Below are 20,646 nucleotides of genomic sequence, written 5' to 3'. Positions count from 1 at the left end.
GTCTATCTGGGCTCCGCCGAACTGGCCGCCGTCTGCGCCCTGCTCGGCCGGATCCCGACGGTGGAGGAATATGTCGCGCGGACCGGAGTCATCGGCGAGAAGGCCAAGGACGTCTACCGTTACATGAACTTCGACCAGATCGAATCGTTCAGAACGACGGCCGAACTGGCCGACGTCATATAAACCTTGGGCTCTGGGGCGATTATTTCGTCCCAGAGCCTAAGCATTACGGGATGAACGACAGCCCTCGCCGGCCCAGCCCCGGCGAGGGCTTCTTTTTTCGCGGGACCAACCGTTTGGCGAAAAGCCGGCAGCGGCCCATATAGAGAATCGAGATCGAATCTGCCCCTCGATGCTCTCATGCGGCCTTAAGCACGCGGATGCGTGCCTAAAGCCAGGAACTTGAAAAACAAGCTGGGCCGTGACGCGAATTGAACGCATCCCGCTCCAGAGTGAATGGTTCGCTCCAGTCGCAAAGGAAAAGCCATGTCTCCGGTTGGCCACGACAGTTTGAAAACGCGCCGCCCCCTCGTCGTCGATGGCGTCCCGTTCGACTACTTCAGCCTGGAGGCCGCGGCGCAAAACGGTTTGGGCGATATTTCCCGACTGCCGGCATCGCTTAAGGTCTTGCTGGAAAATCTGTTGCGCCACGAAGACGGCCGCACCGTCACCGTCGAGGATATCAAGGCCCTGGCCGCCCGGGCCACCGCGCCCGGACCGGAACGTGAAATCGCTTATCGCCCGGCACGCGTGCTGATGCAGGACTTCACCGGCGTTCCGGCGGTGGTCGACTTGGCCGCGATGCGCGACGCCGTGGTGGCTTTGGGGGGCGATCCCCGGAAGATCAATCCGCTGACGCCCGTCGACCTGGTGATCGACCATTCGGTGATGGTCGATTATTACGGCGGTCCGGATGCCCTGGCCAAAAACACCGACATGGAGTTTCATCGCAACGGCGAGCGCTACGCTTTCCTGCGCTGGGGCCAGAAGGCCTTCGACAATTTCCGCGTCGTTCCCCCCGGCACCGGTATTTGCCATCAGGTGAACTGCGAATATCTGGCCAAGGTGGTCTGGACGTCTCCCGAGAACGGTCGCAGCCTGGCCTATCCGGACAGCCTGGTCGGAACCGACAGCCACACAACCATGGTCAACGGCCTGAGCGTGCTGGGCTGGGGTGTCGGCGGCATCGAGGCCGAGGCGGCCATGCTGGGCCAGCCGATTTCCATGCTGATCCCCGAAGTGATCGGCTTCAAATTGATCGGCGCGGTTCGCGAAGGCGTGACGGCCACCGACGTCGTCCTCACCGTGACCCAGATGCTGCGCAAGAAGGGCGTGGTCGGCAAATTCGTCGAATTCTATGGCCCCGGCCTGAGTGCGCTGAGCTTGCCGGACCGCCTGACCATCGCCAACATGGCCCCCGAATACGGCGCCACCTGCGGCTTCTTTCCCACCGACGAGGAAACCATCCGCTATCTGTCGTTCACCGGACGCGACGCCGGGCAGGTCAAACTGGTCGAAGCCTACGCCAAGGCGCAAGGACTATGGCACGACGAACGGACTCCCGAGCCGCTGTTTTCCGACACGCTGTCGCTCGAACTGCAAAGCGTCGAGCCGTCGCTGGCCGGCCCCAAACGCCCGCAGGACCGCGTCGGCCTGTCCGGTGTCAAGAAAGGATTCGCCGAAGCGTTGCCGACATTGAGCAACGAGCCCCCCACTACGCCCGTCCAGGTCGAAGGCCAGGACTACCGGCTGACCCATGGCGACGTCGTCATCGCCGCCATAACCTCCTGCACCAACACGTCCAATCCCAGCGTCCTGGTCGCCGCCGGCCTGTTGGCCAGGAAGGCGGTGGAAAGGGGCCTGACCCGCAAACCCTGGGTCAAGACATCGCTGGCGCCCGGTTCACAGGTGGTCGCCGATTATCTCGCGGTATCGGGCTTGCAGGACAGCTTGAATGCACTGGGGTTCTATATCGCCGGCTTCGGCTGCACCACCTGCATCGGCAATTCCGGTCCGCTCGATCCGCCCATCGCCAGGGCGGTCGACGACAATGCCCTGGTGGTCAGCGCGGTGCTTTCGGGCAATCGCAATTTCGAGGGGCGCATCAGCCCACACGTCAAAGCCAACTACCTGGCCTCGCCACCGCTGGTCGTCGCCTATGCCATCGCCGGCTCGCTCAATATCGATCTGACCACGGAACCTCTTGGCACCGGCAAGGACGGAAAGCCCGTCTATCTGAGGGATATTTGGCCGTCCAGCGACGAAATCAAAGAAACCATCGCCAGTTCGCTGACCAGGGAGATGTTCCTCAAACGTTACGCCGATGTTTTCCAGGGACCAGCGCAGTGGCGGGCCGTTCCCGTGGCCGTCGGCCAAACCTATGCCTGGGACGACGCCTCGACCTATGTGAAGAATCCGCCCTATTTCGTGGGACTGGCCAAGGAACCCCCGGCCGCCCTGGACAATATCGGGGGCGCACGACCGCTGGCCATCCTGGGTGATTCCATCACCACTGATCACATCTCTCCGGCCGGCTCCATCAAGAAGGCGACGCCCGGCGGCGCCTTCTTGATCAGCCGGGGCGTATCGCCCGAGGATTTCAATTCCTATGGCGCCCGGCGCGGCAACGACGATGTGATGACGCGGGGGACCTTCGCCAATGTCCGCTTGCGCAACGAGATGGCCCCCGGCACCGAGGGCGGGTGGACACGTCACCAGCCCTCCGGCGAGCAGATGTTCATCTATGACGCGGCAATGGCCTACAAGGCCCAGGGCGTACCGTTGATGATCATCGCCGGAAAGGAATATGGCACCGGCTCCTCGCGCGATTGGGCGGCCAAGGGCACCAAACTGCTCGGCGTCAAGGCGGTGATCGCCGAAAGCTTCGAGCGCATTCACCGCTCCAATCTGGTCGGCATGGGGATCCTGCCCCTGCAATTCAAAACCGGGGTCGATCGGAAGACACTGAGCCTGGACGGCAGCGAACTGTTCGATATCGACGGGTTGTCCGACGGCCTGGTCCCACGTCAGGATATTGCGGTGACGATCACCCGGCGGGACGGCACCCGCCAGACTATTTCATGCCTGAGCCGCATCGATACCGTGGATGAAATCGAATATTACCGCCACGGCGGCATCCTCAACTATGTGCTGCGCAGCCTCGTCGCTTAAAGATCCGGCGCCTTTTTCCACCCGGAGCGGTTTCGAAATAGGTCGGGACCGTTCCGGAAAAACCTGAGGCTTTCTCTCGCCCGATGCTCGATGGCGGTCGTCGGCCGCGCATTGGTCTGACAACTTGTCCGGAATATTTTCCGCTATTTTTGATAAATTCAATTTCTACAGTGCGGCGCAACATTTTGATGTCTTCTATGTTAGATAAATTTTATATCGTAATGAATAGACTTCAGTATAATTTTATGAAGACTATTGGCTTTTTCTTTCAACGCGCTATAGTATGCCTATTCCATGGCCGGTGATCGGCCCTGACGGGAGGGAGGCAGCATGATGGCTTTTGGCGTCTGCGAAGCGAAAAAGGTCGCTGCCGAGAAGATCACCCAAATCCGTCCGCCATCTCCCCGCGATGGACGGCCTGACGGCGGCGGCTTTCGTGGGAAAGAAGAACCCACCCTCGCCGAAATGCTGCAAGACCCGACGATGGGTTCGCTGATGGCCAGCGACGGCGTTCAGCAGGATCGTCTGCTGGAACTGATCCAGGCAGTGCGGACGAGGCTGATTTATTAAAAGGGCATCTGACTTCCCGCCCCGCACCTTCATACCGACCGCCAAACCCGGCGACGACGAAGGAAGGGTGGGGATGATCACACGCCGTTTTTAGTTTTCAATCTTCCGTTTCAAGCGACGCGACATAGCGCAGTCCACGAACGGCGGTACGCAACCATTCCGACTGCTCATCGGCCGCCGGAAAGACCATGTAAGCGGGCCGACGAAATTCCGGTGCCTCGGGGACACCGAAGAGGCGGCCATCCTGCAGGAATGGCCGAACCACGCGCATGGGGAAGTACCCGAACCCCCCATTGGCCAGGATATGCTGCAGCCCGAGCGCCCCAAGCCCGACGGAAACGGCCGGAGTGGACAGATCGGGAAAGGCCTGGCTGTGAGCGGCCCGATATTCCGGCCCCCAATCAACGAAGACGTAACCGCCGTCCCATTGCCCCATCTCGCGGGGCGTGGTCGAAACCAGGACGAGACGCTCTTCCAGCAGTTTCTCGGTAGCGAGGCCGGGCCGACTCTGCGGCGAATACATCACTCCGATGTCTATCAAGCCTTCCGACAGGTGGCGCATCAGGCCGTCCGACAGTCCGACCTCGACCCTGAGGGCGACATCGGGCATGGCCGCCCGCATCCAGGGGACCCAGCGCAACAGCATGCGGTCCCAGAGCGAAAACTGTCCACCGACGGTCAGGACGGAACGGAAACCGGGGGGCAGGGCCAATTCCTGGCGCGCCTGCTCCCAGACACGGACCAGCGTCGTTGCGTAACGGCGAAACTGGGCGCCGGCCGTCGTCAACTCCGTCCCCGCCTTGCTTCGGGCGAACAGGGGGCGGCCCAGTTCGTCCTCCAACGCCTTGATGCGCATGGATACCGTCGATTGCGTGACGTTCAGGCGCTCAGCGGCTTTGTTGAAATTTCCAGTTTCGGCAATTTCCAAAAAGGTGCGTGCGAGATCGATATTCATGGAGAACTCGTTCACTGGCACGGGAACGTCGGCCGCCAGCTGGCTATGACTGAAGCGTTTCTAGCCTAGCTGCGATGCAACATCAATATTGTTGATCGAAATTGTGGTTACACTGTGGCAAAAGAGCCACGATTTGGCGCAAGCAGATCATCGCCACCCCGTCAAAAAGAATGGCCTAAAACGGTTTCAGGCCATTCCAAAGGACAATTCGACACAAGCTTTTTTAAGATCCGATCACGCGGCAACCACGACCGACGAGGTTGCGGTCGTCGTGCTGGCGCTGCCCGACGCAGCATAAGACTGCAAGGCCGTCAGGATTTTCTGCAAATCCTGGGAAACCTTGTCCGCCAGCGAAGCACTGGAGGTCGACGAGGTCGACGTCGAATCCGTGCTGGTGGTGGACGTGCTGGTGCTCGACGTCGTTGTAGCGCTGGTGGAGGCTACGCTTGAGACCGTACTGCTGCCGGAAGACGTCGCCGACGAGTCTACGGATTGCAGGGACTGCAGGATCTGTTGCATTTCCGCCACGATCTGCTGTTCGAGCGCATCACTCGTCGAACTGGTCGAGGTCGAATCCGTGCTGCTGGTCGAGGTCGACGATGAGCTGGAATCAACAGCACCGCCGGCTGGCGGCGGAGGCGGAGCCCCAAAAGCCGTCACGGAACTGTCGCTGCTCGAGGTCGAGGAGGATGTCGAGGTCGAGGTCGAGTCCGTGCTCGACGACGAGGTCGACGACGCTGATGTCAGACCGCCCCCCCCGCCAAACGGCGGCGGCGGCGGCGGACCGTAAACGTCCGCGCTGTCGCTCGCTGACGACGACGTGCTGTCGGTCGACGACGATGAGCTGGAACTCGCACTCGACACCAGCGACGAATCGCTGGCGGAACTGCTCATGCTCTGCGCCTGCAACAGGGATGACTGCAACATGGCACTCATCATCTGGAATGCCGTTGCCAAATCGTTCGCACTGAGCGTCGTGGAGGACGTCGAAGTGGACGAGGTCGAGGTCGCAGAGGATGAGGAGGACGAAGTCGACGCGGAATCGGTCAACACGCTGCTGGTTTGAGCGGTGCCGCCCCTCAATGCAGCGAGTAGCGATTGTAGCTGAGAGCTGCTACTGACGCTTGAGATGCTCATAAGGTTTCTCCTTGGCGTGAGGAAGACAGACAACCTCCACTAAGCTTTCCACGCGTAGAAAAAAAAATCCATGCGCTACATTCGAAATATTTTTTATTTTCTCGAATATTAAAAAACTATTCTTATTTTTCACTTGCACACGAAAAAATACACCGTCATATTATTATGAGGTGTTAATGGTTTCTGCTTCAGCTTTATGGAGTGCTTACCTGGCGCCTTGGTGGGATCTGCAACGCAAGAGTCGGGCCAAACCCATACAGAAAAGACAACCCGTTGATTCCCAATATTATTTTCCACGATGCCGTCGCCACGGGGACCGATACGCGGCCATTTTTCCCTTCCCACCAGGCAAAAATTGCCGATTTTTCTCCGCCGACATGGTCGTTTTTTCCGCCCAGTTTCCCACCCTTCAAACGTGAAAGGGTGTGAGAGTGGTTCACGGGAAGCACTCTTTGCGTCAGAATGACGGGATGCGAACACCGGAAGACGGGCCCGGTGACGACGCCTTGCTGGTGGGCACAGCGGAGGGTGATCGGAAAGCGTTTCAATGTCTGATGGAAAGGCACTCCAAGCCGATGCTGGTCTTGGCGCAGAGGGTTCTCGGCAACGCCCACGATGCCGATGAAGTCGTGCAGGAGACTTTTTTGAAGGTGTGGAGCATGGCGTCGCGGTGGGAACCGGAGGGTAGAGCCAAATTTTCGACCTGGCTTTACCGGGTGGTGCTGAACGCCTGTCTCGACCGTCTCCGGCGCATGCCGATGGCGCCGCTCGACGAGGTGGGCGAATTGGCCGACCGCACCCCAAGCAGCATGGACCGGGCCCTCGCCCAGCAGCGCCATCATATTCTCATCCAGGCCATGGCGCAGTTGCCGCCCCGCCAGCAGACGGCTCTCTCGCTTCACTATTTCGGCGAAGTCAGCGCGCCCCGCGCGGCGGAAATCCTCAACCTTTCGCTATCCGCCTGCGAGGCGCTGCTGGCGCGCGGCAAGAAGACCTTGCGCAAGATCCTCGCCGGCATGGGCATCAACGGCCTGGGTGACGTGCTGTGAAGGCCGACCCTCTCGACAACTTCGTGAACAGCGCCGCGCCACCGGTCAAGATCGCCGACAGCCGCGTCCATGATTTGACGACGGCCGTTCAAATGCGAATCGATCACCTGCCGTCAACGGGACGGATCGCCTTTCCGCCGCCCTCCATGCCGTCCGTACTGCCGCGTTACGCTCTGCCAATGGCGACGGCGGCGCTTCTGGGCGTCCTATTGGGATCGGCCGTCCTACCGCAGCGGGAGGCAATGGCCCAGCGGCCGCCCCTGCTTTCCCTTATCAGTGCCACAGCCCCTTCACAACCTCTCGGATTTTGATGTCCCTCTCTCGGTTCCGGACCCGCTGGCTGCTTCCGGCGTCTTTGACTTTCAACATTTTTCTCTGCGCGGCATTCCTCGTCCATCTGGGCCAGGAATGGCGGCGGCAACCACCCCTCCCGCCGCCGCCCGACGCCATCTTGGAAGAGATGATCCGCGACCTGTCGCCGGCGGACGGGAAAATCCTGCGGGATGGCCTGGCTTTGGGATTGAGCGAGGTCGACAGGGCGCACAGGGCCGAAGAGGCCCTTCCGCAACGCCTGCAGAGCATTCTCGGACAGGAGCCGTTCGACAAGGCCGCCTTTCACGATCTGCTGGAACAAAGTCAGCGTGCCCGGGAAACCCTCAATGCCGCCCTGCCCGAGACTCTTGAAAGACTAAGTCCCGAAGGGCGTCGCCGTCTGGCCCAGTGGCGGCCACCGCCTCCCCCCGGTGCTCCGCCGGGTCCCCCACATTGAAAAAGGCCGGCGGTCGATCAGCTTAGCTCTTCTCTTGAGCAAGCGCCCGCCATGCCAGCGCCGCCGGCGACAGCGTGGCCTCCCGGCGCCATATCAAGGCGGCGTGCCAGCGGAGATCCTTCTCATCGAGCAGGGCGGCGTGAATCGGGGGATGCACCCGTTGCTCCGTGTTTAGCCGGGGCAGCAAGGCCACGCCGAGACCGGCGGCGACCAACGCGATGATGAAATCCGCCTGACCGCTGCGCGCGGCCTCCCTCGGCACGAAGCCGCGCCGCCGGCAGGCCGCGTAAATCATCCGATTGAGCGCGAATCCGCTTTCGAACAGGATGAAGGGACTGTCGGCCAGATCCGTCAAGCTCACCGTGGGCTGGCCGCCCAACCGGTGCCCCGGCGGCAGCAACGCCACCAGGGGCTCATCGCGAACGGCTTGCCAGGCGAAAGCGTCGTCGACCGGTAACAGCGAGACCGCCAACTCGACCTCGCCGGCGAGCACCGCCTGCTCGAGACGGGTGCTGCCATGTTCGAACAATTCGATGGCGATGCCGGGGTGCCGACTACGAAATTCGGCGAACAGAGGAGCGAACAAAATGGCGCTGCCCAATGGCGGCAGGCCGAGCCGCAGGGTGCCGAGTTCCAGCCCCTTGAGGGCCGCCAGTTCGCCCAGCATGTGATCGCGTTCCGCCAGCATGGCCATCGCGCGGCGGTAGACCACCTCGCCGACGGCGGTGAGCTGTGGCCGATGCCCCTGGCGCTCAAGCAGGGGCGCCCCCAATTCCTCCTCCAGCTGCCGCACCGCCTTGCTGACGGTTGGCTGGGTGGCGAAAACCACCTTGGCGGCGGCAGAAAAACCGCCCTGGCGCATCACTTCGACAAAGGCCCGCAGGCTTCGCAAATCCATGCCATTCTTATATGGAATATTTCATATTCAATCAATTCATTTCATACATAGTCAGCAAATGCCTATATCCTGACAGTCGTTCGCGGCAGCCGATTCGCCCCACTGCCGACGAGCCCGGTCCATCACAAGAGACATCCATCGGGAAGACGTCAAAGACCGCGCGGGGGACGCGCGGCATCGGATTTTCGCCCCCGGAGCTTCTGCTAGGAGAATCATTAAAATGTTACGCAGAACCGGTATTTTGATGGGCCGGAACCGCTGGCTGCAAATCGGTGGCCTGATCGCCATCTGGTGGGCCTCGGAGGCCCTTGTTCACGCCATCGGACTGCCCGTTCCGGGCGGTGTCGTCGGCATGGCCTTCCTGCTGATCCTGTTGGGTAGCGGACAGGTTCGCATCGCCTGGTTCCGCCGCGGCAGCACCGGCCTTCTCGACCATATGCTGCTGTTTTTCGTCCCCGCGACCATGGCCCTGCTCGACCATCCCGAATTGTTCAGCCTGACCGGCCTCAAGGTGCTGGCGGTGATCTTTTTCGGCACCCTTATCGTGATGGTCGGCACCGCCCTGGTGGTGGAAGCCTGTTTCCGCTGGAGCGTCCGCCATGCCCGCTGAACTTCATGGGCTGCTCTGGGCCGTGTTCTGGGCCGTAGCCACTCTCGTCATCTATGTCGTTTCGCACTACACGCATCGGCGCCTTGGCCGCTGGTGGACCTCCCCCCTGCTGGTCACCTGGCTGGCCTGCTTTGCCCTGACGCTCTCGCTGCACGCCACCTACGGCGAATATATCAGGGGTACCCATTGGCTGGTGAGCCTGCTGGGGCCGGCGACGGTAGCCTTCGCCATGCCGATCTACGAACAGCGCGACCTGATCCGGCGCCATTGGCCGATCCTCGCCATCGGCATCGTGGCGGGCACGGTGATCGCCATCGGCAGTTCCTGGGCCTTGGCCAGCGCGCTCGACCTCTCCCCGTCGCTGCGCCTCAGCCTGTTGCCCCGGTCGATCAGCACCCCCTTCGCCCTCGCCTTCGCCGAAGATGTCGGCGGCGTTCCCGAACTGGCCGCCACCTGCGTGGTCATCACCGGCCTGATCGGCGCCTCGCTGGGCGAACTGGTAATGAAGTGGCTGCCGCTGCGGTCCTCGTTCGCCCGCGGAGCCCTGTTCGGCATGGGGGCGCACGGTGCCGGTACCGCGCGGGCCCGACAGGTCGGCGCCGAGGAAGGATCGATCGCTGGTCTGGTGATGGTTCTGGCCGGCCTCGCCAGCGTCCTCGTCGCCCCGATTCTCGCCTACTGCCTGAAAAGTTCCGGCGTTTGAGAAACATGGGGATGACGTCTCTTGGGAGTGAGCCGGCAAATGAAATTGGTGGCGCCAACCGTCTGTTAACCTGAATTCGCTGCCCAGGGCGATTGACAAGCCGTACCTATTGCATGGCAAATGTGCGCCGAACAGAGACCGGCCCCATGCAATCATTCACCACATCCACCTCTTCGCGCCGCCTGCTGCCCATCGAGCGCTGGACCCTGGCGGCGCTTCTGGCGATCTTCCTGCTCCGCCTGACCGTGGCCGGCCTGGCCCCGCTGTCCTCGGACGAGGCCTATTATTGGCAATGGACGCGCCCCCTCCAGCTTTCCTATTTCGATCATCCGCCGATGGTCGCCTTATGGATATGGCCGGGGATCCATTTGCTGGGCGACACCACACTCGGAGTGCGTCTGGCCGCCATCCTGGGCAGCATGGCCACCACCCTGGTCATCTGGGACGCCACCCGTATCGCCTTCGCCTCGCGGCCGGCCGGTGCCGTGACCGCGCTTTGGCTGAACGCCGCCTTGCTGTTTTCGGCCTCCGGCGTCGTCATGACCCCCGATGCGCCGTTGCTGCTCTGTTGGGCCGTCGCCCTGTGGGCGGTGATTCGCCTGGTCAACGGCGGCGGGGTCCGCTTCCTTTACGTCCTGGGACTGGCGCTTGGCCTGGGCGCGATCTCCAAATACACTATCGCCCTGATCCTGCCCGGCATCGCCGCCACCGTCCTGCTCTATCCCCAATTGCGGCGCTGGCTGTTGAGCATCCACCTGTGGCTGGCCGCCCTCCTCGCCCTGGCCTGCACAACCCCCGTCCTCCTGTGGAACAGCCGGAATCATTGGGCCAGCTTCGCCAAGCAATTGAACCATGCCTTCGCCACCGACATTCCGGATCCGGCGAAAAACCTGCTCACCTTCGTCGGCAGCCAAATCGGCCTGCTGACGCCGCTGCTCTTCGTCTTCGCGCTCTGGGGCATGGGATGGGCGCTGCTGGCCGGCTGGCGGCGAAACCGGCCGGAATGGTTCCTGCTGGGCGCCACCTCGCTGCCGATCCTGATTTTTTTCACGCTGCATACGCAAAGCGGCGTGGTGCAATCCCATTGGTCCGGACCGGCTTACCTGGGCGGATTGATGGCGGCGGTCGGCGGCATCCTGCACAGTCCCCGGAGACGCTTTAGCGGATGGTTCCGCGCCGCGCCCCTTCTGGGCGGCGCCATCGTCCTCGTCGTCTATTTCCAGGCGGCCACCGCCCTTCTTCCCTTGCCGCCCGCCATCGACGCGCTGAAACGGCTCGGCGGCTGGGACACCCTCGCATCCGCCGTGCAAACCGAACGCCAGGCCCATCCGGGAAGCTTCCTGTTTACCCAGAAACACGAGGCGACGGGGCCGGTTTCCTTCCATCTGCCCGATCACCCGCCGGTCTTTCTGGAAGGCCATATCCGCCCCTCCTATTACAGCGCCGCCGAGGTTTTGTCCCTGAAGGGCCGGAACGGCATCTTCATCACCCGGGCCAGGGACGACGGGGCGCGCGACCTTGAGGGCTATTTCACCCGCGTCACCCTTCTGCGCCGGGTCGAGCTGCGATGGGGCAAACAGCCCGCGGACAGCTATAATCTTTATCTGGCGGAGGACTACCGGGGCGGCCTGTTCGTCTTCGGTCCCGGCTATGACGGCGACCGGGATGCGCCTTGAAAGCATGGAACGGTGCTTTTATGGTGGCGCCGGATCGGAGGAAACCTTTCCTTCGGCAGCACTTTGGTTCGGATACGGTCTGACATGCGCGTCATGCAGGTTATGGGAAGCGACAAGCGCGGCGGGGCCGAGAATTTCTTCTCCCGTCTTTGCGTAGCGTTGGGGGAAAGCGGACTTGCCCAGCAGGTGGTGATCCGCCGCGACGCGCCTTGCAAGCAGGATCTGCTGGACGGCGGCATCACGCCCGTGGAGCTGCCCTTCTTCTATTCCGGCGACATCGCCACCCGCTTCCTGCTGAAGCGGCGGATCGCCCAATTCGCCCCCGACATCGTTCTCACCTGGATGAGCCGGGCGACCTCGGTCTGCCCCACCGGCCCTTTCGTCCGGATAGCAAGGCTGGGCGGCTATTACGATCTCAAATACTACCAGTCCTGCCATCATCTGATCGCCAACACCGAAGAGATCGTCGATTATCTGGTCAAACATGGCTGGCCTCGCGAAAAGGCCAGCTATCTTCCCAATTTCGTCGATGAAACGCCCGTCCGCCCGATCGATCGGGCCGCCCTGCAAACACCGCCCGACGTACCGGTCATCCTGGCGCTGGGCCGGCTGCATTCGGACAAGGCCTTCGACGTGCTGCTCGACGCCATGGCCCGGGTGCCCGCCGCCCATCTGTGGCTGGCCGGCGAAGGAGGCCTGGACGCCCCGTTGAAGGCGCAGGCCGAAAGCCTGGGCATCGCCGGACGCGTGCATTTCCTCGGCTGGCGAACCGACGGCGCGTCCCTTCTCGCGGCGGCCGACTGCCTGGTCTGCCCCTCCCGGGTCGAGCCGCTGGGCAACGTCATCCTGGAAGGCTGGATCCAGAAGAAGCCCGTCGTGGCCGCGGCCTCGACCGGACCGGCCGGACTGATCGAGACGGAACGGACCGGACTGATCGTTCCCATGGAAGACGCGGACGCCCTGGCGGCGGCGTTGAACCGGGTACTGACCGATCCGGCCCTGTCCGGACGTCTCGCCGAAGCCGGCCACGCCCACTATCTCGCCCGTTTCAGCCGCAAGGCGGTGGTCGAACTTTACCTGGATTTTTTTCGAAAGATGGTGCCCTGATGTGCGGCATAGCCGGTATCATGATGGCCGATGGCTCCCAGCCGGACGCCGCTCTCCTCGATCACCTCGAAACCGCCCTGCTGCATCGGGGTCCCGACGGCACCGGACGTTATGTGAAGGATGAGGTCGGGCTGGTGCACGCCCGGCTCGCCATCATCGACCTGACCTCGGGCGACCAGCCCCTGTTCGGCCCGCGCGGGTCGGCGCTGGTCGCCAACGGCGAGATCTACAATTACATCGAATTGCGCGAACGCGAGCTTCCCGACGCCGATTTGCGCACCCGTTCGGACTGCGAGCCGATCCTGCATCTTTACGAGCGCCATGGCCTGGATGCGGCCAGTCATCTGCGCGGCATGTACGCCTTCGCCCTGCATGACCCGGATGCGAAAAGCCTGACCCTGGCCCGCGACCCCTTCGGCATCAAGCAGCTCTATTACGTCGAAACCCCCCGCTGCTTCGCCTTCGCCTCCGAACCGCAGGCGCTGATCGCCGCCGGCCTGGTCGAGGCCGAGCTTGTCCGCCGCCCGGTCGGAGAGCTGCTGCAATTGCAGTTCACCACCGGCGCCGAGACGATCTTCAAAGGCATTCGCCGCCTGCTGCCCGGCGAAACCCTGCGCGTGACGCGCGGGAGGATCACCGAACGGCGGATCCTGCCGGCCCTGCCCACCGACGGCCCGCGTGCCATCGGCGAGGCCGAGGCGCTGAAGCGGCTGGACGACATCCTGATGGAAAGCGTCAATATCCATCAAAGGGCGGACGTGCCCTACGGCCTGTTCCTTTCAAGTGGCATCGACAGCGCCGCCATCCTGACCTGCATGACCCGTCTCGCCAACAATCCGGTCCAGGCCTATACCGCCTGTTTCCCGAAGACCGGCGTCTATGACGAATATGACGAGGCCCACAAAATGGCCAAGGCCATGGGAGCGCATCACATCAAGGTCGAGGTGACCGCCGACGATTTCTGGCGCGACCTGCCGAAAATCGTCGCCTGCGTCGATGATCCCACCGCCGATTACGCCATCGTCCCCACCTATATCCTGGCCAGGGAAGCCGCCAAGGACCTGAAGGTCATCCTTTGCGGGGAAGGCGGCGACGAGATCTTCGCCGGTTACGGCCGTTATCGGCGGCAGATCCGCCCCTGGTGGCTGGGCGGCCGGCAGCGCCGGCGCACCGGCCCCTTCTCGGGCCGAGGCATTCTGTTCGAGGAACCGAAGGACTGGCGCGACGGCATTGTCGCCGCCGAGGCCGCATGCGCCCTGCCCGGCCGCAGCAAGCTGCAGATCGCCCAGGCCGCCGATTGCGTCGACTGGCTGGCCAACGGCCTGCTGGTCAAGCTCGACCGCTGCCTGATGGCCCACGGCCTGGAAGGCCGGACGCCGCTGCTCGATCCGGTCGTCGGCGACTTCGGCTACTGCCTGCCCCAGGAGCTGAAACTGGGCCGCGGGCGAGGAAAATATCTGATGCGCCGCTGGCTGGAGGAGCATGTGCCCGGATCACCGGCCTTCGCCCGCAAGAAGGGGTTCACCGTGCCGGTCGGCGACTGGATCGCCGGACAGGGCGAAAAACTGGGCGCGCTGGTTGCCGCCGATCCCGCCATTCAAGCCATCGCGCCGGCCGATAAGGTCAAGGCGGCCTTTTCCGGCCGCGACCGCCACACGTTGGAAGCCGCCTGGCGCCTTTTGTTCTTCGCCCTCTGGCATCGGCGGCATTTGCGCGGCGTGGCGCCGGACGGCGACGTCTTCGAATGCCTGGCTCATCCCCTCGGTTAGTCTTACAGTGATCGCTCCGCCCGCCGCCATCTGGAGGATGAGAACAAGGGATGCGCCAAACCACCATGCTGATCCTGCCCGGATTGGGGGATTCCGGACTGTCGCATTGGCAGACGCTCTGGCAGATATCCACGCCCGGCGCCCGGCGCGTCGAACAGGAGGATTACGAAAATCCCGTCCTGTCGGAGTGGATCGACAATCTGCAGGAGGCGGTGGTCACCGCCCCCTCGCCGGTGGTCCTGGTCGCCCATAGCCTGGGCTGCGCCCTGGTCGCCCATTGGTCCCGCAGCGGCGCCACCGGCCGCGTCATCGGCGCCATGCTGGTGGCCCCCGCCGATGTCGAACAGGAAGCGCGGACGCCCCCCGCCACCTGGTGCCTGGCACCGCTGCCGCGCGATCCCCTGCCATTTCCGACGAAGGTGATCGCCAGCCGCGACGACAGCTATGTCGACGTCGCCCGCGCCCGGGAATTCGCCGAAGACTGGCGCGCCGAATTCATCGACATCGGCCGGGCCGGCCATATCAACGGCAAGTCCGGCCTGGGCGCCTGGCCGGAAGGCCGGCATCTGCTGAATGAATTGCTGTTGAGGTAGGCCGGCGCCTTCGCCAACCCGGATGCGTGACGGGGATCCCTCGGGCTTTTGAACCACCAAGACACCAAGGCACCAAGGCGTTTCGGGAAATGTCAGGCGACGGACCCGCTCGCACAGCGCCGCAGGCATTCGTCCCCATGTCCATCGCTCAAGCGATGCCGGAGGGGTTAAATGCCTGCGGCGCTAAAATCACCTTGGTGCCTTGGTGCCTTGGTGGTTCATGTTTTTCACGTCCCCCCGCGACGCCGGCCAAGGCCCCGGAAAGGTCCGCCTCACCCCACCTTTTCCAACATCTTGGAAAGACGCCGGGCGAAAGCAGCCGGGTCGGGCAGAACCTCGCCCTCGACGATGCGGGCCTGATCGAACAACAGCCAGGCGGTATCGGCCAGGCGGTCGGCGGCGCCATCGGCCTTCGCCTCCTCGGCCAGACGGCGGATCAGCGGATGGCGCGGATTGATCTCGAGGATTCGGGGCGCCCGCTGATTGGCCTGCTGATGCTGGCGCAACAGGCGCTCCAGATGCAGCCCGACGTCACCCTCGTCGGCGACCAGGCAGACCGGGCTGTCGATCAGGCGGTCGGAACTGCGCACATCCTTGACCTGCTCACCCAGCGCCAGCTTGACGGCCGCGATCAACGATGCCATGGCGTCGCCGGCCGCGGGCTCGGGCCGCGTCTCCTCGGCGCCCTCGGCCCCCTTGATGGCCGACAGGTCGGCGGCGCCTTGCGTGACGGCGCGAAGCGGCTTTTCCTGATAGGCGGTGATGGCGTTCGGCCAGAACTCGTCGATCGGATCGGTCAGCAGCAGCACTTCGATGCCCTTGGCGATGAAGCCTTCGAGCTGCGGGCTTTTTTTCAGGGCCTCGATGTCGTCGCCACTGATCGTGTAGATGGCCTCCTGTCCCTCCTTCATGCGCGAGACATAGGTGGCGAGGCTGATCGGCTCGTCGGAGACCGTGGTGGCGAACCGGCAGAGATCGAGGATTTCACTCTTGCGCTCGAAATCCTCGTAAAGACCTTCCTTGAGAACGGCGCCGAAGGTGGACCAGAAGGTCGCGTAATCGCCGTCGGCGTCCTCGGCCTTTTTCTTGAGTTCGCTCAGGATGCGCTTGACCAGACCGGTGCGGATCTTGGCCAGCAACGGATTGTGCTGCAGCATTTCGCGGCTGATGTTGAGCGGCAGATCCTGGCTGTCGACGATGCCGCGGACGAAACGCAGATAGGGGGGCAGCAGCTCGTCGCAGGTATCGGTGATGAACACCCGCTTCACATAAAGCTTCAGATGCTGCTTGCGGTCGGGGTGGAAGATGTCGAAGGGCTTCTGGCTGGGGATGAACAGCAGGCCAGTGTATTCGATCGCCCCTTCCGCCTTGTAGTGGAGCGTCGCCCAGGGCTCGTCGAAGGCATGGGCGACGTGATGATAGAATTCCTTGTACTGCTCCGGCGTGATTTCCGATTTCGCGCGGGTCCACAAGGCCGAGGCGCTGTTGACGGCCTCTTCCTTGCCGTCCTCGACCAGCACCACCGGCAGGGCGATATGGTCGGAGTAGGTTTTGACGATATTGCGCAGGCGATGGCCGTCCAGAAATTCGTCCTCGCCCTCGCGCAAATGCAAAATGAGCGTCGCCCCGCGCTGGGCGTCGGCATCCTCGGCCAGGGTGAACTCGCCCTTGCCGTCCGAGGTCCACCGCCAGCCCTGATCCTCGCCCGCCTTGCGGCTGATCACCTCGACCTTTTCGGCCACCATGAAGGCGGAATAGAAACCGACGCCGAACTGGCCGATCAGGTTCATGTCCCCTTTCGCTTCGCCGGTGATCTGATCCAGGAAGGCCGCCGTGCCCGAGCGGGCGATGGTGCCCAGGTTGTCGATCAGATCCTCCCGGTTCATGCCGATGCCGTTGTCGGCGACGGTGAGCGTCCGCGCCGTCTTGTCGGGGGTCACCAGGATGCGGAAATCGCCCCCGCCGCCGGACAGGAGATCCGGCTGGGTGAGAGCGGCATATCTGAGCTTGTCGCAGGCATCCGACGCGTTGGAGATCAGCTCTCTGAGGAAGATCTCTTTGTTGGAGTAAAGCGAGTGAACGACAAGATCCAGGAGCTTGCTGACTTCCGCCTGAAAACTGAGCTTTTCTTCGGCCATGGGAGGAGTAACCTTAATGCTGTCCAGTGGGTGAACACGTTGCCCGCAGGATATGAGGGAAAGGACGACGCTACGCAAGTCCCTGGTGTCATAGAAGAAATTCCTTGGACCCTCGACGAGGGCGTTGCCCCCTTCCCGCAGACTTGGGTATGCATAACAATCCCGCGGCGGATGGTTCGCCAAAGGGAGGTAGGGACCTCAGGCCCAAACTGGGGGTCCCAGGGAACATTTTCGCCGGTAGGGGCGAACTTTGACGGAGAGGCTCATGCAGATTCCTTTGCAGATCACCTTTCATGGCATCGACCACTCTGATGCCATCGAGGAGCGCATCCGTGAAAAAGCGGCCAAGCTCGAACAGGTTTGCGACCGCATTACCCGTTGCCGCGTGGTGATCGAAGTCCACCATCGCAACACCAGCAGCCTTCATCGCAAGGGAGAACCCTTTCACATCACCGTCAATGTCACGATTCCCGGTGGGGAACTTGTGGTGAAACGTGACCCCAAGGACCCCCACGTCAATGAGGATATCCTGGTCGCCTTGCGTGAAGCGTTCGACAACATGGAACGGCAGCTCAAGGATTTCGTGGCGCGCTCCCGCGTCGAAACCAAGACCCGCGCCGCCCAGTAAACCGGGCGGCTCTTTCGCGGCGAAATGAAGGGACGGCGCGCCGGAAGACGGCGCGCTGTTTTTTTTGTTGCCCCTCAAGCGCCGGGCGGGGCCATCCGGCCCCTTGGCTTTCCTCGCTTATGCCTCCGCTGGCGCTCCCGGCATAAGCTGCGGCGCGCTCAACGCGCTAGTCACCGGCTAAAGCCGGTTCCGGTCGGGTCACACAAAGGACGGGAGAGGAGAGGGACGGAGCGGGCTTGCCCGCGACTGGGCCGTTGAGGCCCCGCGCGAGCGTTCGCGCGTAAGCCAAGGGGCCGGATGGCCCCGCCCGGCGCTTGAGGGCTATTTAAGACAAACAAACAAACTTGCATTCTTTCCCCCGCCACCTGATTTTTAGGCCATGACGTCGCTGTCCGCCTCCGGCCGGGTGATCGCGGTGCTGGGTCCCACCAACACCGGCAAGACCCACTTGGCTCTCGAACGGATGCTGGGCCATCGCTCCGGCATGATCGGCTTCCCGTTGCGCCTGCTGGCCCGCGAGAATTACGACCGCATCGCCCGCATCAAGGGCAAGGGGGCCGTCGCCCTGCTGACCGGCGAGGAAAAGATCGTCCCCGCCCATCCCCAGTGGTTCGTTTGCACGGTGGAAAGCATGCCGCTGGATCGCCGCGTCGATTTTCTCGCCATCGACGAAATCCAGCTCTGCGCCGATCCCGACCGTGGCCACGTCTTCACCGACCGGCTGCTGCACGCCCGAGGCGCCAGCGAGACCATGTTCCTCGGTGCCGAGACCATCAAGCCGCTGATCCGCCGGCTGGTGCCGGGCACCGAGTTCGTCACCAGGCCGCGCTTCTCCCAGCTCAGCTATTCCGGCGAGCAGAAACTGCAGCGCCTGGCGCCCCGCTCGGCCATCGTCGCCTTCTCGGCCACCGACGTCTATACGCTGGCCGAACTGATGCGCCGGCAGAAAGGGGGGGCCGCCGTGGTCCTCGGCGCCTTGAGCCCGAGGACCCGCAATGCCCAGGTCGGCCTCTATCAGGCCGGCGAAGTCGATTATCTGGTGGCCACCGACGCCATCGGCATGGGCCTCAACATGGATGTCGATCACGTCGCCTTCGCCGGCTTGCGCAAATTCGACGGCCGGGTGCCCAGGCATCTGGAAGCCACCGAGGTGGCGCAGATCGCCGGACGGGCCGGGCGCCACATGAACGACGGCACCTTCGGCACCACCGGCGACATCGGACCGATTCCCGGCGAAATCGTCGATGCCGTCGAAAATCACACGTTTCCGCCGTTGCAGCGTCTGCAATGGCGCAACAGCGATTTGCGCCTGACCTCGATCGAGGCCCTGCTGGCCTCGCTCAATCGCCAGCCCGACCGTCCCGGCCTGATCCGCGCCCGCGACGCCGACGACCAACTGGTGTTGCAGGCCCTGGCCGCCGACGCCGAGATCGCCGCCAGGGCCCGTTCGCCGGAGCGCGTCCGCCTGTTGTGGGAGGTCTGCCAGGTCCCGGATTTCCGCAAGACCCTGGCGGAACAGCACAGCCGGCTGCTCGGCGTCATTTTCCGGCATTTGAGCGGCCCGGAGGAAACCCTGCCCACCGACTGGCTGGACCAGCAGATCAGCCGGCTCGACCGCACCGATGGCGAGATCGACACCCTGCTCACCCGCATCGCCAATATCCGCACATGGACCTATATCAGCCATCGCGGAGACTGGTTGAAGGACGCGGCGGCCTGGCAGGAGCGCAGCCGCGCCATCGAGGATCGCCTGTCGGACGCCCTGCACGAACGCCTGACCCAGCGCTTCGTCGACCGCCGCACCACCATGCTGGTACGGCGGATGAAGGATGCCGACACCCTGGCCTCCGATGTTGGAACGGACGGCGAGGTGCGGGTGGAAGGGCATTTCGTCGGCAAGCTGCGGGGATTCCGCTTCGAGGCCGACCATGCCGAGGGCATGCATGCCACGCGCACCGTGGCCGCCGCGGCGACGCGCGCCTTGCGCCCCGAGATCGCCGGACGCGTCGCCCTGCTGGCCGCCGAGCCCGACGAGGCCTTCCGCCTCGACGGCCAGGGTTTCGTCCTCTGGCGGGACAATGCCGTGGCCAGATTGGCGGCGGGGGGAGCCGTCCTGAGGCCGGCCGTCACCCTGCTGCCCTCGGAACTGATCGAAACCGCCGCCCGCGATCGGCTGAACCGGCGTCTCGGCGACTGGCTCGACGCCTTTCTCGGCCAGGCCCTGGCGCCCCTCTTCGCCGTGCTGGAGGCCCCTCTCTCCGGTCCGGGGCGGGGCCTAGCCTTTCAATTGGGGGAGGGTCTGGGCTCCCTGCCGCGGCGGGCGGCGGAGGCGCAGATCCGCCCGCTGACGGCCGACGACCGCAAGGCGCTGGCAGCCCTCGACGTCCGGCTCGGCGTGGAAAGCGTGTTCCTGCCCCGGCTGTTGAAGCCGGCCAGCCAGTCCCTGAGGGGGCTTTTGTGGTGCGTCCATCGAAGCTTAGCCCCCTTGGCGCCGCCGCCGCCCGGCAGCATCAGCGTGCCGCTCGCCCCCGGGACGCCGCCAGCCTTCCTCGAAGCCATCGGCTTGCGCCCCCTGGGCGGACGGGCGGTCCGCCTGGACATGCTGGAGCGTTTCGCCGCCCAGGCCCGCCAACTGGCCCGCCAGGGCGCCTTCCCGGTCGGCCCGGCCTTGTCGTCCCGGCTCAACCTTTCGCCGGGCGATACGGGCGCCATCCTGGAGGCATTGGGCTATCGGGCGGAGGCGACCGCCGAGGGCGGGCCGCTGTTCCGCGCCCCCTCCCGCCGCACGGAGGCTCACCGCCGGCCCCGGTCCGCCGACAAACGGGAGGCATCTCCCTTCGCCGCGCTTTTGCAGATCACGCGGGCATGAAAAC

General features: G+C 63.7%; 20 protein-coding genes. 17 read left to right on the top strand and 3 right to left on the bottom strand.

Annotation, left to right across the window (positions count from 1 at the left end):
* The 3 genes from CWS72_RS12375 to CWS72_RS12365 all read left to right on the top strand — a co-directional run.
* On the top strand, window positions 1–183 hold a 183-nt coding region (locus tag CWS72_RS12375), incomplete at its 5' end, for a hypothetical protein (RefSeq protein WP_146002730.1).
* Between the two features lie 303 nt (window positions 184–486).
* Window positions 487–3,171, top strand: coding sequence for an aconitate hydratase AcnA (gene acnA / locus CWS72_RS12370; RefSeq protein ID WP_101250929.1), 2,685 nt, complete (start codon window positions 487–489; stop codon window positions 3,169–3,171).
* Window positions 3,172–3,501: 330 nt separating this feature from the next.
* A complete protein-coding gene (locus CWS72_RS12365; RefSeq protein ID WP_101250916.1) occupies window positions 3,502–3,741 on the top strand; it encodes a hypothetical protein in 240 nt (79 codons plus the stop codon).
* 97 nt (window positions 3,742–3,838) lie between these two features.
* Here the strand turns inward: CWS72_RS12365 and CWS72_RS12360 are convergent, their stop codons facing one another.
* The gene (locus tag CWS72_RS12360) at window positions 3,839–4,696 is read right to left on the bottom strand and encodes a LysR family transcriptional regulator (RefSeq protein ID WP_101250915.1); all 858 of its coding nucleotides are present in this window, start codon (window positions 4,694–4,696) and stop codon (window positions 3,839–3,841) included.
* Between the two features lie 88 nt (window positions 4,697–4,784).
* Here CWS72_RS12360 and CWS72_RS12355 point away from each other — a divergent pair, with 88 nt between their 5' ends.
* The 6 genes from CWS72_RS12355 to CWS72_RS12330 all read left to right on the top strand — a co-directional run bounded on the left by CWS72_RS12355 (window position 4,785) and on the right by CWS72_RS12330 (window position 7,651).
* Window positions 4,785–4,994, top strand: a complete 210-nt coding sequence (locus tag CWS72_RS12355; RefSeq protein WP_101250914.1) for a hypothetical protein — start codon at window positions 4,785–4,787, stop codon at window positions 4,992–4,994.
* Window positions 4,995–5,036: 42 nt separating this feature from the next.
* Window positions 5,037–5,486 (top strand): hypothetical protein, encoded by a 450-nt coding sequence (locus CWS72_RS12350; RefSeq protein ID WP_101250913.1) that lies wholly within the window; start codon window positions 5,037–5,039, stop codon window positions 5,484–5,486.
* Window positions 5,487–5,516: 30 nt separating this feature from the next.
* The gene (locus CWS72_RS12345; RefSeq protein ID WP_101250912.1) at window positions 5,517–5,762 is read left to right on the top strand and encodes a hypothetical protein; all 246 of its coding nucleotides are present in this window, start codon (window positions 5,517–5,519) and stop codon (window positions 5,760–5,762) included.
* A 541-nt stretch (window positions 5,763–6,303) separates the two neighbouring features.
* On the top strand, window positions 6,304–6,882 hold the full coding sequence (locus CWS72_RS12340) for an RNA polymerase sigma factor (RefSeq protein WP_101250911.1): 579 nt from the start codon (window positions 6,304–6,306) through the stop codon (window positions 6,880–6,882).
* A complete protein-coding gene (locus CWS72_RS12335) occupies window positions 6,879–7,193 on the top strand; it encodes a hypothetical protein (protein WP_101250910.1) in 315 nt (104 codons plus the stop codon). The genes CWS72_RS12340 and CWS72_RS12335 overlap by 4 nt, the downstream gene beginning before the upstream one ends.
* Window positions 7,193–7,651 carry a periplasmic heavy metal sensor gene (locus tag CWS72_RS12330; protein WP_101250909.1) on the top strand — a complete coding sequence of 153 codons (459 nt, stop codon included), beginning with the start codon at window positions 7,193–7,195 and terminating at the stop codon, window positions 7,649–7,651. Before CWS72_RS12335 ends, CWS72_RS12330 begins: the two co-directional genes overlap by 1 nt.
* Window positions 7,652–7,673: 22 nt before the next feature.
* Here the strand turns inward: CWS72_RS12330 and CWS72_RS12325 are convergent, their stop codons facing one another.
* Window positions 7,674–8,549 carry a LysR family transcriptional regulator gene (locus CWS72_RS12325; RefSeq protein ID WP_101250908.1) on the bottom strand — a complete coding sequence of 292 codons (876 nt, stop codon included), beginning with the start codon at window positions 8,547–8,549 and terminating at the stop codon, window positions 7,674–7,676.
* 220 nt (window positions 8,550–8,769) lie between these two features.
* On the opposite strand from CWS72_RS12325, the gene CWS72_RS12320 reads away from it, so the two are divergent.
* The 6 genes from CWS72_RS12320 to CWS72_RS12295 all read left to right on the top strand — a co-directional run bounded on the left by CWS72_RS12320 (window position 8,770) and on the right by CWS72_RS12295 (window position 15,007).
* Window positions 8,770–9,159, top strand: a complete 390-nt coding sequence (locus tag CWS72_RS12320; protein WP_101250907.1) for a CidA/LrgA family protein — start codon at window positions 8,770–8,772, stop codon at window positions 9,157–9,159.
* Complete coding sequence (locus CWS72_RS12315) at window positions 9,149–9,862, top strand: LrgB family protein (RefSeq protein ID WP_101250906.1); 714 nt, start codon at window positions 9,149–9,151, stop codon at window positions 9,860–9,862. Before CWS72_RS12320 ends, CWS72_RS12315 begins: the two co-directional genes overlap by 11 nt.
* 146 nt (window positions 9,863–10,008) lie before the next feature.
* The gene (locus CWS72_RS12310) at window positions 10,009–11,538 is read left to right on the top strand and encodes an ArnT family glycosyltransferase (protein WP_158240626.1); all 1,530 of its coding nucleotides are present in this window, start codon (window positions 10,009–10,011) and stop codon (window positions 11,536–11,538) included.
* An 84-nt stretch (window positions 11,539–11,622) separates the two neighbouring features.
* Window positions 11,623–12,645 (top strand): glycosyltransferase, encoded by a 1,023-nt coding sequence (locus tag CWS72_RS12305; RefSeq protein WP_101250904.1) that lies wholly within the window; start codon window positions 11,623–11,625, stop codon window positions 12,643–12,645.
* Window positions 12,645–14,414 carry an asparagine synthase (glutamine-hydrolyzing) gene (gene asnB / locus CWS72_RS12300; RefSeq protein ID WP_101250903.1) on the top strand — a complete coding sequence of 590 codons (1,770 nt, stop codon included), beginning with the start codon at window positions 12,645–12,647 and terminating at the stop codon, window positions 14,412–14,414. Before CWS72_RS12305 ends, asnB begins: the two co-directional genes overlap by 1 nt.
* A 50-nt stretch (window positions 14,415–14,464) precedes the next feature.
* Window positions 14,465–15,007 carry an RBBP9/YdeN family alpha/beta hydrolase gene (locus CWS72_RS12295; RefSeq protein WP_101250902.1) on the top strand — a complete coding sequence of 181 codons (543 nt, stop codon included), beginning with the start codon at window positions 14,465–14,467 and terminating at the stop codon, window positions 15,005–15,007.
* A 272-nt stretch (window positions 15,008–15,279) separates the two neighbouring features.
* Here CWS72_RS12295 and htpG read toward each other — a convergent pair whose 3' ends face one another.
* Window positions 15,280–17,145 carry a molecular chaperone HtpG gene (gene htpG, locus CWS72_RS12290; RefSeq protein WP_101250901.1) on the bottom strand — a complete coding sequence of 622 codons (1,866 nt, stop codon included), beginning with the start codon at window positions 17,143–17,145 and terminating at the stop codon, window positions 15,280–15,282.
* A 265-nt stretch (window positions 17,146–17,410) separates the two neighbouring features.
* On the opposite strand from htpG, the gene CWS72_RS12285 reads away from it, so the two are divergent.
* Window positions 17,411–17,773 carry an HPF/RaiA family ribosome-associated protein gene (locus CWS72_RS12285; RefSeq protein WP_101250900.1) on the top strand — a complete coding sequence of 121 codons (363 nt, stop codon included), beginning with the start codon at window positions 17,411–17,413 and terminating at the stop codon, window positions 17,771–17,773.
* A gap of 379 nt (window positions 17,774–18,152) precedes the next feature.
* Window positions 18,153–20,642, top strand: a complete 2,490-nt coding sequence (locus CWS72_RS12280; RefSeq protein ID WP_101250899.1) for a helicase-related protein — start codon at window positions 18,153–18,155, stop codon at window positions 20,640–20,642.
* Window positions 20,643–20,646 lie beyond the last annotated feature (4 nt).

The sequence above is a fragment of the Telmatospirillum siberiense genome, assembly GCF_002845745.1.
Lineage (GTDB): Bacteria > Pseudomonadota > Alphaproteobacteria > Rhodospirillales > Magnetospirillaceae > Telmatospirillum > Telmatospirillum siberiense.
The sequence above is the reverse complement of the archived record's forward strand: the minus strand, read 5'-3'. Positions and strand labels throughout refer to the sequence as shown.